The sequence below is a fragment of the Klebsiella sp. H-Nf2 genome (genome assembly GCF_002806645.1).
Taxonomy (GTDB): domain Bacteria; phylum Pseudomonadota; class Gammaproteobacteria; order Enterobacterales; family Enterobacteriaceae; genus Klebsiella; species Klebsiella variicola.
This window is the reverse complement of record NZ_PIBL01000002.1, coordinates 717,174-732,523: the sequence shown is the minus strand read 5'-3', so window position 1 is coordinate 732,523 and position 15,350 is coordinate 717,174. Positions and strand designations below refer to the sequence as shown.

The 15,350-nt window shown below is 56.3% G+C and carries 15 protein-coding genes and 1 other annotated feature; of the genes, 7 read left to right on the top strand and 8 right to left on the bottom strand.

From position 1 onward, the window contains the following. Nucleotides 1-450 precede the first annotated feature (450 nt). The 3 genes from clpB to rluD all read right to left on the bottom strand — a co-directional run bounded on the left by clpB (nt 451) and on the right by rluD (nt 4,862). The gene (clpB, locus tag CWM58_RS10375) at nt 451-3,024 is read right to left on the bottom strand and encodes an ATP-dependent chaperone ClpB (protein ID WP_061153632.1); all 2,574 of its coding nucleotides are present in this window, start codon (nt 3,022-3,024) and stop codon (nt 451-453) included. A gap of 129 nt (nt 3,025-3,153) precedes the next feature. Beyond that, nucleotides 3,154-3,885, bottom strand: coding sequence for a purine nucleoside phosphorylase YfiH (yfiH, locus tag CWM58_RS10370; RefSeq protein ID WP_008806081.1), 732 nt, complete (start codon nt 3,883-3,885; stop codon nt 3,154-3,156). After that, on the bottom strand, nt 3,882-4,862 hold the full coding sequence (rluD, locus tag CWM58_RS10365; RefSeq protein ID WP_032433442.1) for a 23S rRNA pseudouridine(1911/1915/1917) synthase RluD: 981 nt from the start codon (nt 4,860-4,862) through the stop codon (nt 3,882-3,884). Before rluD ends, yfiH begins: the two co-directional genes overlap by 4 nt. A 131-nt stretch (nt 4,863-4,993) precedes the next feature. Here rluD and bamD point away from each other — a divergent pair, with 131 nt between their 5' ends. From bamD to pheA, 4 genes are all read left to right on the top strand, one after another. After that, nucleotides 4,994-5,731: an outer membrane protein assembly factor BamD gene (bamD, locus tag CWM58_RS10360; RefSeq protein WP_061153630.1), complete on the top strand. Its 738-nt coding sequence runs from the start codon at nt 4,994-4,996 to the stop codon at nt 5,729-5,731. Between the two features lie 271 nt (nt 5,732-6,002). Continuing rightward, nucleotides 6,003-6,338, top strand: a complete 336-nt coding sequence (gene raiA, locus CWM58_RS10350) for a ribosome-associated translation inhibitor RaiA (RefSeq protein WP_061153629.1) — start codon at nt 6,003-6,005, stop codon at nt 6,336-6,338. A 105-nt stretch (nt 6,339-6,443) separates the two neighbouring features. After that, nucleotides 6,444-6,568: a sequence feature (Phe leader region), on the top strand. Continuing rightward, a complete protein-coding gene (pheL, locus tag CWM58_RS10345; RefSeq protein ID WP_100632159.1) occupies nt 6,445-6,492 on the top strand; it encodes a pheA operon leader peptide PheL in 48 nt (15 codons plus the stop codon). Its footprint overlaps the feature before it by 48 nt. Nucleotides 6,569-6,592: 24 nt before the next feature. Further along, nucleotides 6,593-7,753, top strand: coding sequence for a bifunctional chorismate mutase/prephenate dehydratase (pheA, locus tag CWM58_RS10340; protein WP_061153628.1), 1,161 nt, complete (start codon nt 6,593-6,595; stop codon nt 7,751-7,753). Here pheA and CWM58_RS10335 read toward each other — a convergent pair. The 3 genes from CWM58_RS10335 to aroF all read right to left on the bottom strand — a co-directional run bounded on the left by CWM58_RS10335 (nt 7,750) and on the right by aroF (nt 10,886). Then, entirely contained in the window at nt 7,750-8,622 is an 873-nt protein-coding gene (locus CWM58_RS10335; RefSeq protein WP_100680870.1) for an SMP-30/gluconolactonase/LRE family protein, read from the bottom strand. The genes pheA and CWM58_RS10335 overlap by 4 nt on opposite strands. A 62-nt stretch (nt 8,623-8,684) precedes the next feature. After that, nucleotides 8,685-9,806 carry a bifunctional chorismate mutase/prephenate dehydrogenase gene (gene tyrA / locus CWM58_RS10330; protein ID WP_061153626.1) on the bottom strand — a complete coding sequence of 374 codons (1,122 nt, stop codon included), beginning with the start codon at nt 9,804-9,806 and terminating at the stop codon, nt 8,685-8,687. A 9-nt stretch (nt 9,807-9,815) separates the two neighbouring features. Continuing rightward, entirely contained in the window at nt 9,816-10,886 is a 1,071-nt protein-coding gene (aroF, locus tag CWM58_RS10325) for a 3-deoxy-7-phosphoheptulonate synthase AroF (RefSeq protein WP_100680869.1), read from the bottom strand. A 342-nt stretch (nt 10,887-11,228) separates the two neighbouring features. Between aroF and CWM58_RS10320 the strand changes: the two genes are divergently transcribed. Genes CWM58_RS10320 through CWM58_RS10310 form a run of 3 tightly spaced genes read left to right on the top strand, consistent with a single transcriptional unit; the run spans nt 11,229 to nt 13,450 of the window. Next, a complete protein-coding gene (locus tag CWM58_RS10320) occupies nt 11,229-11,738 on the top strand; it encodes a YfiR family protein (protein WP_012540842.1) in 510 nt (169 codons plus the stop codon). Next, nucleotides 11,731-12,954, top strand: a complete 1,224-nt coding sequence (gene dgcN / locus CWM58_RS10315) for a diguanylate cyclase DgcN (protein ID WP_100680868.1) — start codon at nt 11,731-11,733, stop codon at nt 12,952-12,954. Before CWM58_RS10320 ends, dgcN begins: the two co-directional genes overlap by 8 nt. Before the next feature lie 13 nt (nt 12,955-12,967). Further along, complete coding sequence (locus CWM58_RS10310; RefSeq protein ID WP_100675887.1) at nt 12,968-13,450, top strand: OmpA family protein; 483 nt, start codon at nt 12,968-12,970, stop codon at nt 13,448-13,450. 8 nt (nt 13,451-13,458) lie between these two features. Here CWM58_RS10310 and CWM58_RS10305 read toward each other — a convergent pair whose 3' ends face one another. After that, nucleotides 13,459-14,826 carry a PepSY-associated TM helix domain-containing protein gene (locus tag CWM58_RS10305; protein ID WP_100680867.1) on the bottom strand — a complete coding sequence of 456 codons (1,368 nt, stop codon included), beginning with the start codon at nt 14,824-14,826 and terminating at the stop codon, nt 13,459-13,461. Nucleotides 14,827-14,882: 56 nt separating this feature from the next. Next, nucleotides 14,883-15,341 (bottom strand): DUF2946 domain-containing protein, encoded by a 459-nt coding sequence (locus tag CWM58_RS10300; protein ID WP_100680866.1) that lies wholly within the window; start codon nt 15,339-15,341, stop codon nt 14,883-14,885. Nucleotides 15,342-15,350: the final 9 nt, after the last annotated feature.

Below are 15,350 nucleotides of genomic sequence, written 5' to 3'. Positions count from 1 at the left end.
TAAACTTCGTAATGAATTACGTATGTTCACTCAGAGACTTGGTATTCATTTTTCGTCCGAGGACGTTAAGAATCCATGTCACTTTGAGTGCCCACACAGATTGTCTGATAAATTGTTAAAGAGCAGTTGCAACGCGGCTTTCAGCTCACCGTTGCGAGGTCCCGTATAATACGTTTTCCTCATTCAGAGTCAAGCACTTATTTTGCTTTTCTCTGTCGGTTTTCAGCGTTGAACTTCACCGCCGAAACCCTGCTAACCCGGCGGCTTGCTTGCCGTTGTTCCGTGTCAGTGGAGGCGCATTATAGGGAGTAATTCTGAGGTGACAAGGATAAATTCAAAAAAAAGAATCCAACCGCTCACTTTTCAATCAAAATGATTGTTGAGCTTTAATTCTTGCCTGGTTTTTAAACAAAAACGAGCCCGTTGGGCCCGTTTTTGTCGTTTTGTGACTTACTGCACTGCCACGATACGGTCGTCTTTCACCACCAACTCGACGGTTTTTCCCGGAACCAGCTCACCGGAAAGGATCTGCTGGGCTAACGGGTTCTCAATCTGCTGCTGAATAGCACGTTTCAATGGACGAGCGCCGTACACCGGATCGTAGCCATTGGCACTGAGCAACTTCAACGCCTCATCGGACATCCGCACTTCATACCCACGCTCTTCCAGACGTTTATACAGACGCTGCAGCTGGATCTGGGCAATAGAAGCAATATGCTTTTCACCCAGCGGATGGAAGACCACCACTTCGTCGATACGGTTGATAAACTCCGGACGGAAGCTCTGGCTAACCACACCAAGCACCAGATCCTTCATATGACCGTAGTCTAGCTCGCCAAAACGTTCCTGAATCAGATCGGAACCGAGGTTCGAGGTCATGATGACCACCGTATTACGGAAGTCGACCGTTCTCCCCTGCCCGTCGGTCAGACGCCCGTCGTCGAGCACCTGCAGCAGAATGTTGAACACATCCGGGTGCGCTTTTTCCACTTCATCCAGCAGGATGACGGAATAAGGACGACGACGCACCGCTTCGGTCAGGTAGCCGCCCTCTTCATAACCGACGTATCCCGGAGGCGCACCGACCAGACGCGAGACGGAGTGTTTCTCCATAAACTCGGACATATCGATACGCACCATCGCGTCGTCGCTGTCGAACATAAAATTAGCCAGCGTTTTGCAAAGTTCGGTTTTACCGACCCCGGTTGGGCCGAGGAACAGGAACGAACCAATCGGCCGGTTCGGATCGGACAGCCCGGCACGGCTGCGGCGAATAGCGTTAGATACCGCTTCAACCGCCTCATCCTGGCCAATCACCCGATGATGCAGATCCTGCTCCATACGCAGCAGTTTTTCACGCTCGCTTTCCATCATTCGCGCCACAGGAATGCCGGTCCAGCGTGCCAGCACTTCGGCAATCTCCGCATCCGTTACTTTGTTACGTAACAGGCGCATGGTTTTACCTTCGGACTGAGTGGCAGCCGCCAGCTGTTTTTCCAGTTCCGGAATTTTTCCGTACTGCAGCTCGGACATCCGCGCCAGGTCGCCGACGCGGCGCGCCTGTTCAATAGCGATTTTCGCCTGTTCAAGCTCGGCTTTAATAGTCTGGGTACCGGAGAGGGATGCTTTTTCCGCTTTCCACTCTTCTTCCAGTACCGAGTACTGACGCTCTTTATCCGCCAGCTCCTCATTGAGCATATCAAGACGCTTCAGGCTCGCTTCATCAGACTCTTTCTTCAGCGCCTGCTGTTCCAGTTTCAGCTGGATAATACGGCGATCGAGACGGTCCAGCTCTTCCGGCTTGGAGTCAATCTGCATACGGATGCTGGACGCCGCCTCATCGATAAGGTCGATGGCTTTATCCGGCAGCTGACGGTCGGCAATATAGCGGTGAGACAGCGTCGCCGCCGCGACAATCGCCGGGTCAGTGATCTGCACGTGGTGGTGCAGCTCGTAACGTTCTTTCAGGCCACGCAGAATAGCAATGGTATCTTCTACCGTCGGCTCGGCGACGAACACCTTCTGGAAGCGACGTTCCAGCGCGGCGTCTTTTTCGATGTACTGACGGTATTCATCAAGCGTGGTCGCCCCGACGCAGTGCAGTTCACCACGCGCCAGCGCCGGCTTCAGCATGTTGCCCGCGTCCATCGCGCCGTCGGCTTTACCCGCGCCGACCATGGTGTGCAGCTCGTCGATAAACAGAATGACGTTGCCTTCCTGTTTTGACAGGTCAGTCAGCACGCCTTTCAGACGCTCTTCAAACTCACCGCGGTATTTCGCCCCGGCCACCAGCGCCCCCATATCCAGCGCCAGCACCCGACGGCCTTTCAGCCCTTCAGGTACTTCGCCGTTAACGATGCGCTGCGCCAGCCCTTCGACGATTGCCGTTTTACCCACCCCGGGTTCACCAATCAGTACCGGGTTGTTTTTGGTACGACGCTGCAGTACCTGAATGGTACGGCGAATCTCTTCATCACGGCCGATCACCGGATCCAGCTTGCCCTGCTCGGCTCGCTCGGTTAGATCGACGGTAAATTTCTTCAATGCCTGACGTTGGTCTTCGGCACCCTGATCGTTCACGCTTTCACCTCCGCGCATTTGTTCAATCGCCTGAGTCACGTTGGCGGTTGTTGCTCCGGCAGATTTTAAAAGGTCGGTCAGCGTACCGCGCGATTCAAGCGCCGCCAGAACGAACAGTTCCGACGAAATAAAGTTGTCCTTTTTCTTTTGCGCCAGCTTGTCGCAAAGGTTCAGGATCCGCACTAAATCCTGAGAAGGTTGTACATCGCCGCCGGTGCCTTCCACCTGCGGTAAACGGCTCAAGGCCTGTTCGATGTCAGTGCGTAGTTTCCCGGCATTCACGCCCGCCGAGGTTAATAAAGGACGTACCGATCCCCCTTCCTGATTCAGCAAGGCGCTCATTAAATGAAGAGGTTCGATGAATTGGTTGTCGTGCCCGAGTGCGAGTGACTGGGCATCGGCAAGAGCAAGCTGGAATTTATTGGTAAGACGATCCAGACGCATAACTCCTCCCATAAACAGGTCAAATTTGCTACTGGAGATTAAATGAGGTCATCCCTCAATTATTCAAGGTTAAAGACCTGAACTATGCGAAAAATAAGTTTGCCTTCTGGATCGTCTTGATTCTCTAGGTTATATCAGCCAAATGAAACTTGCCATACGACCAGTGGTCTTGTCGCGCCGGTAAGAGAAAAAATCATCCTTTTCGCTTAGCGTGCAGCGATCGCCGCCGAAAATCTGCTCAACGCCGACGTTTGCCAGACGCTGCCGAGCCAGTTGATAGATATCAGCAAAATATTTCTCGCCTGCCGGACGAAAAGCCCGGTGCGCGTTCTCGTCCTTCGCCATAAAGGCATCCCGGACTTCCGGCCCCACCTCAAACGCCTGCGGACCGATGGCAGGGCCCAGCCACGCCATCATGTTTTCGGCTTTATCGGCGAAACGGGCAACCGTCTCTTCCAGAACCCCTTCGCATAAACCGCGCCATCCCGCATGCGCCGCGGCGACTTCGGTGCCGTCGCGGTTACAGAACAGGACCGGCAGGCAGTCAGCGGTCATCACCGCACAGACGGTGCCTGGCGTACGGCTATAAGAAGCATCTGCGCGTTTCGACGGATAGGGTCCGCCGTCCAGCGTCAGAACATCGGTGCCATGAACCTGCTCCAGCCAAACCGGGTAAGACGGCAAGCCACCGGCGGCAAACATCCGCCGCCGGTTTTCTTCAACATGCTGCAGATTGTCTCCGCAATGGGCGCCCAGGTTGAGCGAGTCATAGGGCGGCAGACTCACGCCGCCAATGCGGGTCGAACTACAGGCCGCCACGCTGCGGGGCATCGGCCACTGCGGTACAATCAGTTTAGTCATAACCAGTCAATATCGTCCTTATGGGCTTCAAAATCGGCACGCATCGCCTCGATGAGCTCGACCATATCCTGTGGGATGGGCGCATGCCACTCCATTTCAATGCCGGTGATCGGGTGGTACAGACGCAGCATGGTGGCGTGCAGCGCCTGGCGGTCGAATTTACGCAGTGCGGTGATGAACTCCTCCGACGCGCCCTTAGGCGGACGCGGCCGGCCGCCATACACCTGGTCACCCACCAGCGGATGGGTGATATGCGACATATGCACGCGGATCTGGTGCGTACGACCGGTTTCCAGGCGCAGGCGCAGGCGCGTATGGATGCGGAAATGTTCCATAATCCGGTAGTGGGTCACCGCCGGTTTGCCCATCGGATGCACCGCCATATGGGTACGTTTTGTCGGGTGACGACTGATCGGCTCTTCCACTGTGCCACCGGAAGTCATGTGGCCGATGGCCACCGCTTCATACTCGCGGGTGATCTCGCGCAGCTGCAGCGACTCCACCAACCGGGTTTGTGCCGGAATGGTTTTCGCCACCACCATCAGACCGGTGGTGTCTTTATCCAGACGGTGCACGATCCCCGCGCGCGGCACATCGGCAATCGGCGGATAGTAGTGCAGCAGCGCATTCAGCACAGTACCGTCAGGGTTGCCCGCGCCAGGATGCACAACCAGATCGCGCGGTTTGTTAATCACGAGGATGTCATCATCTTCGTAAACGATATTGAGCGGAATATCCTGCGGCTGGAAGCGCGCTTCTTCTTCGATTTCGACATCGATAGCGATGTGCTCTCCCCCCAGCACTTTTTCTTTCGGCTTATCGCCAATGGTGCCATTGACTAATACGCGTTGGTCAAGGATCCATTCTTTTATCCGCGATCGCGAATAATCAGGGAACAATTCGGCCAAAGCCTGATCTAAGCGTTGACCGAGTTGATTTTCGGTCACCGTTGCGGTGAGTTGTACTCGTTGTGCCATATACAGCTTCTTCGTTTAACGTTGGGTTTTACGGCTTTGCCGTTTAATATAGTGTGCTATTGTAGCTGGTCTTAATCGGGAGCAGGAACAGAGATTCTCCCGCATAAACATTTTGAGGAAGTCAAAACGTCATGACGCGCATGAAATACCTGGTGGCAGCCGCCACACTGAGCCTGGCTTTGGTGGGTTGCTCCGGCTCTAAGGAAGAGGTGCCTGATAATCCGCCGAATGAAATCTACGCGACCGCCCAGCAAAAACTGCAGGACGGTAACTGGAAACAGGCGATAACGCAACTGGAAGCGTTGGATAACCGTTATCCATTCGGCCCTTATTCCCAACAGGTACAGCTGGATCTGATTTATGCGTATTACAAAAACGCCGATCTGCCGCTGGCTCAGGCGGCCATCGATCGCTTCATGCGTTTGAACCCCACCCACCCGAATATCGATTACGTCATCTATATGCGCGGCCTGACCAACATGGCCCTGGATGACAGCGCCCTGCAGGGTTTCTTTGGCGTCGACCGCTCTGACCGCGATCCGCAGCACGCGCGCGATGCCTTCAATGACTTCTCCAAACTGGTTCGTGGTTACCCGAACAGCCAGTATGCCACTGACGCCTATAAACGCATGGTGTTCCTGAAAGATCGCCTGGCCAAATATGAGCTGTCGGTCGTGGATTACTACACCGACCGTGGCGCCTGGGTTGCCGTCGTGAACCGCGTGGAGGGTATGATGCGTAACTATCCGGATACCCAGGCCACCCGCGATGCCCTGCCGAAGATGGAAAACGCCTATCGTCAGATGCAGATGAACGCCCAGGCAGACAAAGTCGCCAAAATCATCGCCGCCAACGACAAGAACACCTGAGGGTAATACCCGAAAGCAAAACGGCAGCCAGCGGCTGCCGTTTTTTTATACTTTATCCCGGCTAGCTGAAGCGGTTTAGCGCCGGGTTAACTCATCAAATATGGCCTGCTTTGTCGGGTTCGACAAGTAAAATCTCACTTCTTCCTGCCCTGTCTCACAAAATGAATTCGTTGACAAAAAGTGACAATAAAATGTGATTTAGATCACACATTTTGACATTGGGAAAGGTATGCTGGATTCACCAAGACGGGAAAGACAAGAGGTAAAATTTATGACAATGAACATTACCAGTAAACAAATGGAAATTACTCCGGCAATCCGCCAGCATGTCGCAGACCGTCTCGCCAAACTGGATAAGTGGCAAACTCATTTAATTAACCCGCACATCATTCTGTCTAAGGAGCCGCAGGGTTTTATCGCTGATGCAACCATCAATACGCCCAACGGTCATCTGGTTGCCAGTGCGCGCCATGAAGATATGTACGTCGCCATTAACGAATTGATCAACAAGCTGGAACGGCAGCTGAATAAAGTGCAACACAAAGGGGAAGCCCGCCGCGCCGCGACGTCGGTGAAAGAGGCAGGCTTTGTGGAAGAAGAAGAGTAATCCTTAACTTAAGTTGTGTCATGCCACGCGCCTTCGGGCGCGTTTTTTATTGACAGAGTGAAAACAGTACAGGTACTGTAATCCCCACTACCTAAAGGAATTCATCATGAAACGTGTCCCGTTCTTCTTCGCATTCTTTTTTACCTTCCCGTGACCGGGAGGCAATTCGTCGTATAAGAAAGAATGCGAAGACGAACAATAAGGCCTCCCACCCGGGAGGCCTTTTTTATTTGATAACAACAAAGGCAACATCTATGACCGAGGAAAACCCATTACTGGCGCTGCGCGATAAGATAAGCGCACTGGACGAGAAACTGCTTGCTCTGCTGGCGGAGCGCCGCGGGCTGGCTGTTGAGGTTGGTAAAGCCAAACTGGCCTCCCACCGTCCAGTGCGTGATATTGACCGCGAACGCGATCTGCTGGAGCGTCTGATGACCATCGGCAAGCGCCATAATCTGGATGCGCACTACATCACCCGCCTGTTCCAGCTGATCATCGAAGACTCTGTCCTGACCCAACAAACCCTGCTGCAGCAGCATCTGAATAAAATTAATCCGCATTCGGCCCGCGTGGCGTTCCTCGGCCCTAAAGGCTCTTATTCGCACCTGGCGGCGCGTCAGTATGCTGCTCGCCACTTTGAGCAGTTTATTGAGAGCGGCTGCGCGAAGTTCGCCGATATTTTTAATCAGGTAGAGACCGGCCAGGCCGATTACGCGGTGGTGCCGATTGAAAACACCAGTTCTGGCGGGATCAACGACGTCTACGATCTGCTGCAGCACACCAGCCTGTCGATCGTTGGCGAACTGACGATCCCTATCGATCATTGCGTGCTGGTCAGCACCTCGACGGATGCCGATAAAATTCAGACCGTCTACAGCCATCCTCAGCCGTTCCAGCAGTGCAGCCAGTATCTGAGCCGCTACCCGCACTGGAAAATCGAATATACCGAGAGCACCTCGGCGGCAATGGAAAAAGTGGCGCAGGCTAACTCCCCGGCCGTTGCAGCACTCGGCAGCGAAGCGGGTGGCGCCCTGTATAGCCTGCAGGTGCTGGAGCATTGCCAGGCCAACCAGACGCAGAATATCACGCGCTTCCTCGTCCTGGCGCGCAAAGCGGTGAACGTCTCCGATCAGGTTCCGGCCAAGACCACGCTGTTAATGGCAACCGGTCAGCAGGCGGGCGCCCTGGTGGAAGCCCTGCTGGTACTGCGCAACCACAATCTGATCATGACCAAACTGGAATCCCGTCCGATCCACGGCAATCCCTGGGAAGAGATGTTTTACCTTGATATTCAGGCCAACCTGGAGTCATTGCCCATGCGCAAGGCACTGAAGGAGCTGGCGGAAATCACTCGCTCCATGAAGGTCCTCGGTTGCTACCCCAGCGAAAACGTGGTGCCAGTGGATCCGGTTTAACGTTCGCGGAACGGTAATTTCTTCATCCCTGCCACCGCAACCGGCAGGGTGAAGATGGCGCCTGACAGCGGATACTGAGCCAGCTCATCGTCCCCCATATTTTCCCGGGTTGTGGTGATATAGAGCGTTTTCATATCAGCCCCACCGAAGCAGACCATTGTCGGACAACGAACCGGCATCGGGTAAGTCTCCAGCTCCTCGCCCTGCGGCGAGAAACGAGCAATCCGCCAGCCGTCAAACATCGCGCTCCAGTAACAGCCCTCCACATCGATCGCCGCCCCATCAGGGATGCCTTCGCCCGGCTGGAAACGGCGAAACACCTCGCGTCGTCCAGGCTCACCCTGTTCATCCAGCGGCGTACGGTAGATCACGGCGTTCGGCGTATCAGAGGTATACATCCAGCGCTGGTCGGCGCTAAACGCCAGACCGTTGGCGCCATGGATATCACACTGGATCACTTTCGGCTTCAGGTCATTATCGACTCGCATCAGCAGCGCGCCGTTGTAATCCCCCGGCCCCCAGAAGGTGCCGGCATAAAAACGCCCCTCGCGATCGGTCCCACCATCGTTAAACCGCGCCAGCTCCGGATTGCTCGGATTATCACAGACTTTCCGCCGCAGCAGGCCGTGGGCGTCGGTCAGCCAGATGCCACTGCGTAATGCAACGATAAACCCGCCCTTCTCACGCAGGGAGAAACAGCCGACCTCCTCCGGAAACTGCAGCACCTGGTGTTCGCCGCTGCGGGTATCGTAGCGGTGGATTTCACACTCCATGATATCGGCCCAGTAGAGGGCCTGTTCAGCCTCGCTCCAGGTCGGGCATTCCGGCAGGTATCCGGTGTAGTCAAACAGCGGTTGTGGTTCAGCCATCGTTGTCATCCCTATAAAAAAAGCCAGCGGTCGCTGGCTTTATTGTATACATCTTTTTCGCTTTACTGCCGATTATCGTTCGCCTGACGCAGTAGCGTGCGGCTCTCGCTCTGGAAACGCTGAGCGTAATCGCCAAACCAATGTTCGACTTTACGGAAGCTGTCGATAAACGCCTGCTTATCGCCCTGCTCCAGCAGGCCAATCGCTTCACCGAAACGCTGGTAATAGCGCTTAATCAGCGCCAGGTTGTTTTCCGATGACATAATAATGTCGGCGTACAGCTGCGGATCCTGGGCAAACAGGCGCCCCACCATCGCCAGCTCCAGCCGGTAAATAGGTGACGAAAGCGCCAGCAGTTGCTCAAGACGCACATTCTCTTCTGCCAGGTGCAGACCATAGGCGAAGGTGGCAAAGTGGCGCAGCGCCTGAATAAACGCCATGTTCTGATCGTGCTCAACGGCGCTGATGCGGTGCAGCCGCGCGCCCCACACCTGAATCTGCTCGAGGAACCACTGATACGCTTCCGGCTGGCGGCCATCACAATAGACCACCACCTGCTTCGCCAGGCTGCCGCTGTCCGGACCGAACATCGGGTGCAGGCCAAGAACCGGACCCTGATGCGCTGCCAGCATCGCCTGCAGCGGCTCCGCTTTCACCGAGGCAAGGTCGATCAGAATGCAATCCGCCGGCAGCGGCGGCAGCCTGCCGATCGTCTCCACGGTGGTGTGAATCGGTACGCTGACGATGACCATGCCGGCATCGGCGACGATATCCGCCGCCCGCGCCCAATCCTCTTTTTCCAGAATACGCACCTGGTAGCCGGACAGCGTTAACATCTTCTCAAACAGACGCCCCATCTGCCCGCCGCCGCCGACGATAACCACCGGTCGCAAATTCGGGTGCAGGGTTTTGAAGCCTTTGTCGTTTTCGCTGGAATAGGATTCCCGCATCACGCGACGCAGAACATCCTCGATCAGATCCGGCGGTACGCCGAGCGCAGCCGCCTCTTCACGCCGGGAGGCGAGCATCGCCGCCTCGCGCTCCGGGACGTAAATCGGTAGGCCATACTGGCTCTTCACCTCGCCGACTTCGGCCACCAGTTCCAGACGCTTAGCCAGCAGGCTAAGCAACGCTTTATCTACTTCATCAATTTGATCGCGTAACGCGGTCAGTTCAGCAACCATACTTTCCTCTTACATCAAACGGGCCGCCAGATGGCCGCGGAGATCCTTATCCAGTTCACGCAGCAGCGCATCGGTGCTTTCCCAGCTGATGCAGGCATCAGTCACCGAGACGCCGTATTTCATCGCCTCACGCGGCTGTTCAGAGGACTGATTACCTTCGTGGATATTACTCTCGATCATCAGGCCGATAATGGAGCGGTTGCCATCTTTGATCTGCGCGACAACGGATTCAGCCACGGCTGGCTGGCGGCGGAAATCTTTATTGGAGTTCCCATGACTGCAATCTACCATCAGCGACGGTTTCAGTCCCGCCTGCGCCATCTCTTTTTCGCATTTCGCCACATCTTCCGGACCGTAGTTCGGCGCCTTGCCGCCGCGCAGGATCACATGGCCATTCGGATTACCCTGCGTTTGCAACAGGCAGACCTGCCCGGCCTGGTTGATGCCGACGAAACGGTGCGGCATTGCCGCGGCGCGCATCGCGTTGATGGCCGTCGCCAGGCTACCGTCGGTACCGTTTTTAAAACCGACCGGCATCGACAGGCCGGAGGCCATTTCGCGGTGCGTTTGTGATTCCGTGGTACGTGCGCCGATGGCTGACCAGCTGAACAGATCGCCAAGGTACTGCGGACTGTTCGGATCCAGCGCTTCCGTCGCCAGCGGCAGTCCCATGCTCACGAGCTCGACCAGCAGACGACGCGCAATCTTCAGGCCGCCTTCAACATCAAACGAACCATCCATGTGCGGATCGTTAATCAGCCCCTTCCAGCCCACGGTGGTACGGGGTTTTTCAAAGTAGACGCGCATCACCAGGTAGAGGCTATCGCTGACCTCTGCGGCAAGGGCTTTAAACCGACGAGCATATTCAATCGCAGCTTCCGGATCGTGAATCGAGCAAGGACCGCAAACCACCAGCAGGCGCGGATCGCGGCCAGCGATGATATCGGAGATGGTCTCACGGGCATGCGCAATCTGCGCTTCCTGTTCAACGCTCAGCGGGAATTCCGCCTTCAGTTGCTCCGGGGTCATTAACACATGTTCGTCGGTAATATGTACGTTATTCAGCGCGTCTTTTTGCATGATTGCGATCCTGTGTAGCTCGTTTGCGATAAAGGTTGCCTCAGCGGGCATGACGTAACGATACCACACGGAGTAAAGAATTCAATCCATATTCCGTAAATTTTACTTTACACCAATAAATTAATTGGCTCTTAACCCGGCAACAAACGTACAACAATGTTTACATCACCCTAAATCACACCAAACTTGCGCACTATCGCTATCGCTATTACGAAAAATCCTGGTGAGATTTGTCCCAAAGCAAAGGGCGCATGTAATGACGGGTTTTGTTAACAGTGGTATTCTGCGCCGGGCATCGGCAGCGGTATTTCCCGCGCTATGGCGAATTTGACGGAAGCGTTAATGACAGTATTACACCGTCTTTTATTGACTGTATTTTTTCTCATCGCGGTATCTCCTGTTTTTGCTGCCGGACCTTCAGAACATGTTCGCGCTATTGTTTCCGGGATCGTGACCTACACCCGTTGGCCGGCTTTAACAGGGGCGCCGAAGCTGTGCATTTTTGCCTCATCACGCTTCACCCATAGCCTGGCTCATGAAGATCCGGATGCCTTGCCTTATCAACCGGTGATAGTACGTAATAGTGAAGAAGCGTTAAAAACGACCTGCGATGGTTTTTATTTTGGCAGCGAATCACCGACCCAACAGTCGGAATTAACTCGCCGCTATGGCCCGAAGCCGCTTTTACTCATCGCAGAACAAAATACGGATTGCTCCATTGGTAGCGCGTTTTGCCTGATCATCAACGACGACAGGGTCCGCTTCTCCGTTAATCTGGACGTTCTGACGCACAGCGGGGTCCGGGTTAACCCGGACGTCCTGATGCTTGCCCGGAAAAAACCACATGAATAAGGACTTTTCACAGACCCAGCGCCCGACATTTAAACGCGCGCTTCGTCGAATTAGCGTGATAAGCGTGGTGATCTCCATGACGCTGGTCTGGCTGCTGCTAAGCACAGCCTCAATCTTCACGCTCAAGCAGTACGCGCAGAAAAATCTAGAGCTCACTGCCGCGACCATGGGTCGCAGCCTTGAAGCCGCCCTGGTATTTGGCGACAGCGCGGCGGCAGAAGACACCCTCGCTTCACTGGGGAAGCAAGGGCAGATTTCCCAGGCCATTGTACTCAATGGTCAGAAGCAGCACTTCGCCGCGTGGCGCCACGAACCGCTGGCCAACAAAGAGCAAGTGAGCGGGCTTGTCAGTAAATGGCTGTTTCCGGAGCCCACGGTGCAGCCCATCTGGCACCAGGGCAAACAAATCGGCGAGCTGCAGCTGACTGCTCTCGATAAGCTGATCAGCCACTTTCTTGGGATCTCGATTCTGGTACTGACCGGCAGCATTCTGCTCGCCTCGTTTATCGCCCTGCTGCTGACTCACTCTCTGCACCGGGGGATCGTTGCCGCGCTGCAGAGCATCACCGAAGTCGTGCACGATATTCGCGAAAATCGCCATTTCTCGCGTCGGGTGCCCGAGGAGCGTATTGAGGAGTTCCATCTTTTCGCTCAGGACTTTAACAGTCTGCTAGGGGAGATGGAGGACTGGCAGCGACAGTTGCAGGCCAAAAACGCCCAGCTGTTACGTAGCTCGCTACACGACCCGCTGACCGGCCTGGCTAACCGCGCTGCCTTTCGCAACGCGCTCGCCGAACTGATGAAGAACGAGGTGGGCCATCAGACCTCGGCGTTACTGTTTCTTGACGGTGATAACTTCAAGCTGATCAATGACAACTGGGGACACGCGGCGGGCGATAAAGTGCTGACGGAGGTCGCCAGCCGCCTGATGGCCTTCGCCGGCAAACGCCATCTGGCGTGGCGCCTTGGCGGCGATGAGTTTGCCGTTCTGCTGCGCGAGGTGCGCTCGGAAGCCGAAGTGCAGGCCCTGTGCCGGGCGCTGTCCGAACAATTTCTTCCGCCATTCAACCTGCACAATGGCCATAGCGCCACGCTCTCGTTGAGCGTCGGTTATGCCCTGGCGTGGGAGCACGCCACCGCGGAATCACTGCAAGAACTTGCCGATCAGAATATGTATCGGATGAAAAACCAACGTATCCAGCAGACGCTGAAATAATAAAGGACTCATTATGCTCAGGAAATATTTCGCTCCCGCCCTGATGGCGGCGGCGCTTTTGACAGGTTGCCAGGCTCCTCAGGGAAAATTTACCCCCGAGCAGGTGGCGGCGATGAAATCTTACGGCTTCACTGAAAACAATGGCGATTGGTCCCTGGGCTTATCCGATAGCATCCTGTTTGACAAGAATGACTACCGACTACGTCCCGACAGCCGCCAGCAGATCACCACGATGGCCTCGCGGCTGGCGGCGACCGGGATCACCCATAGCCGCCTTGAAGGCCATACCGATAATTACGGTGAGGATAGCTATAACGAAGCCCTGTCGCTTAAGCGCGCCAATAGCGTGGCCGATGCCTGGGCGGAAGGCGCCCATGTCCCGCGCAGTCATTTAGTCACCCGCGGCCTAGGCAAGAAATACCCGATTGCCAGCAACGACACGGCGGCCGGGCGCGCTGAAAACCGCCGGGTCACGGTGGTCATCAGCACGCCGTAAGCCTTCGCTTAATCGCTCGACTTCGCCGTCCTCATTGCCGTTGCCGCGCGCCAGCGCAGGTAGTCAACGGCAATGAACAGCACCAGACTTGCCCCCATCAACGGCATGGCCAGCCCCAGGAATAATGCTATCCCCAGCACCAGCCCACGGGCAGGCCAGACGAGTGATAACCACGCCTGCAGCAGCGAATGCGCCGGATCCCAGACCGCCTGAGGCGGACGACGGATCCACCACAGCCGATACCCCACCCCGATAGTGACGCACAGCGCGCAGCCGAACCCCACCAGCAGCAGCTGATTCGCCAGACCAAAGAGGATCCCCATGTGGAAATCGACGCCCCAGCGGGTCAGCTTCGCCATCAGCGGGAAGTCGGCGAACCGGGTGCGATCCACCACCTGCATCGTGGCGCCATCGATCGCCACCGCGTCCACCTGCGTCGGCCAGCGGCGGTCTATCTCATTCACCGTCCAGGCACGTTCCTCCGAAACCGGCGGACGGATCTCCAGCCGGCTGGCGTTCAGCCCCGCCTGACGGGCCACCGCCAGTGCCTGGTCAAACTGCGCTGGCTGCAGCGATGACTGATGCTGCATGGCCATCCCGTCCATATGATGCCCGGCGTGGGGATCGTGCGCCATCGGCGCCTCACCGTGCAGCAGGGTATTCACCTGCGGCGTCCACCAGCCGAAAGCCGCCCGCATTTTATCCACATTACCGCCAGCCCATTGCGACCAGGTCAGGCCGGTGGCGGAGAAGAGCAGCATGCCCAGCAGTAAGCTCCAGCCCAGTGTCACGTGCAACCGACGATGATTCTGCAGGGCGTTATTGATCCGCCGTTTTGGACGCGTCATCGCCCACAGGGCAATTCCCCCCAGCGCGGCGACCCACATCCATGAGGCAGCCAGTTCGCTATAGAGTCGCCCGCTGTCGCCCAGCAGCAGCGAACGATGCGCATAATCAATCCACTGGCGCAGCGGCAGGATGCCGCTGGTACCATAGACCGTCATATCGCCCTTCACCCGTAGCGAGATCGGATCGACAAAGATGGCCCGGGATTCTGACTCGCCCAGGCTCGGGTCAACAAACATAATCCGGGTGGTCTCCCCCATCGCAGGGGCCGGCCGCACCGCCAGCAGCCGCAGATTACCCTGGGTCGCTTCTTCCGCCACCGCAATCTGGGCACTGAGCGGCTGCGGGGTCCCGTCGGCAAGGCCATGCAGCGCGTCGTGATAGAGCCAGTTTTCCAGCTGCGGCGTCGCCACGTACAGCGTGCCGGTCAGGGCAGCGACAAAGATAAACGGTCCGATAAACAGTCCGATGTAGAAATGGAGGCGGCGCAGCAGGTTTAACCATGCCGCGCGCGAGGTGCAGGTTGTCATACTTTTCCTTTTTTAAAGCAAAAGAGGTCATTGCGCGGTGCGCAGATTGATTTTTATTAAAGGGAAAAAGCAGACAGCCGCGGCGGGGCGCGGGTTTCAGGGTAGAGCCAGGGAAAGTAGTGCCAGTGTTTTAATACCGGGCGAGAAGCCGGCAGGCTAATGCGCCGCAGGAGCATGGCGACGAACAGCGCCAGCGCGAAAAGCAGTCCCGGGACATGGGCTAACAGCACGCAATAGCCACACGCTTCGGCATGGTCCAGCGGCAGTTCGTCTCCGGTATGCGTGGCGCCGTCTGTGCTATGCATCATCGCCATCTCGTGGTCGGGCATTTGCGCCATGCTCGCGGAAGAGCTGTCCATCATCATGGCGTGGTGCATGCCGGGCATGGCGCTCATGGGGTCTTTTTGCAGGGAGATGGAGATCAGGGGGGCCACGACGATCAGCAGGATCGCCAACAGCGCCAGCCAGGCGGCTCGCCGTTTAGGTGTCGTTTGCTGGAAACTGTTGCTGACCACCGCCCCTCC

Bases quoted from the DNA above. Each gene is read 5' to 3' on its own strand.
- rluD (WP_032433442.1), bottom strand. From the start codon at position 4,862: ATGGCACAACGAGTACAACTCACCGCAACGGTGACCGAAAATCAACTC.
- CWM58_RS10335 (WP_100680870.1), bottom strand. From the start codon at position 8,622: ATGGCTGAACCACAACCGCTGTTTGACTACACCGGATACCTGCCGGAA.
- aroF (WP_100680869.1), bottom strand. From the start codon at position 10,886: ATGCAAAAAGACGCGCTGAATAACGTACATATTACCGACGAACATGTG.
- CWM58_RS10320 (WP_012540842.1), top strand. From the start codon at position 11,229: ATGACAGTATTACACCGTCTTTTATTGACTGTATTTTTTCTCATCGCG.
- clpB (WP_061153632.1), bottom strand. From the start codon at position 3,024: ATGCGTCTGGATCGTCTTACCAATAAATTCCAGCTTGCTCTTGCCGAT.
- CWM58_RS10310 (WP_100675887.1), top strand. From the start codon at position 12,968: ATGCTCAGGAAATATTTCGCTCCCGCCCTGATGGCGGCGGCGCTTTTG.
- dgcN (WP_100680868.1), top strand. From the start codon at position 11,731: ATGAATAAGGACTTTTCACAGACCCAGCGCCCGACATTTAAACGCGCG.
- yfiH (WP_008806081.1), bottom strand. From the start codon at position 3,885: ATGACTAAACTGATTGTACCGCAGTGGCCGATGCCCCGCAGCGTGGCG.
- tyrA (WP_061153626.1), bottom strand. From the start codon at position 9,806: ATGGTTGCTGAACTGACCGCGTTACGCGATCAAATTGATGAAGTAGAT.
- pheA (WP_061153628.1), top strand. From the start codon at position 6,593: ATGACCGAGGAAAACCCATTACTGGCGCTGCGCGATAAGATAAGCGCA.
- bamD (WP_061153630.1), top strand. From the start codon at position 4,994: ATGACGCGCATGAAATACCTGGTGGCAGCCGCCACACTGAGCCTGGCT.
- CWM58_RS10305 (WP_100680867.1), bottom strand. From the start codon at position 14,826: ATGACAACCTGCACCTCGCGCGCGGCATGGTTAAACCTGCTGCGCCGC.
- raiA (WP_061153629.1), top strand. From the start codon at position 6,003: ATGACAATGAACATTACCAGTAAACAAATGGAAATTACTCCGGCAATC.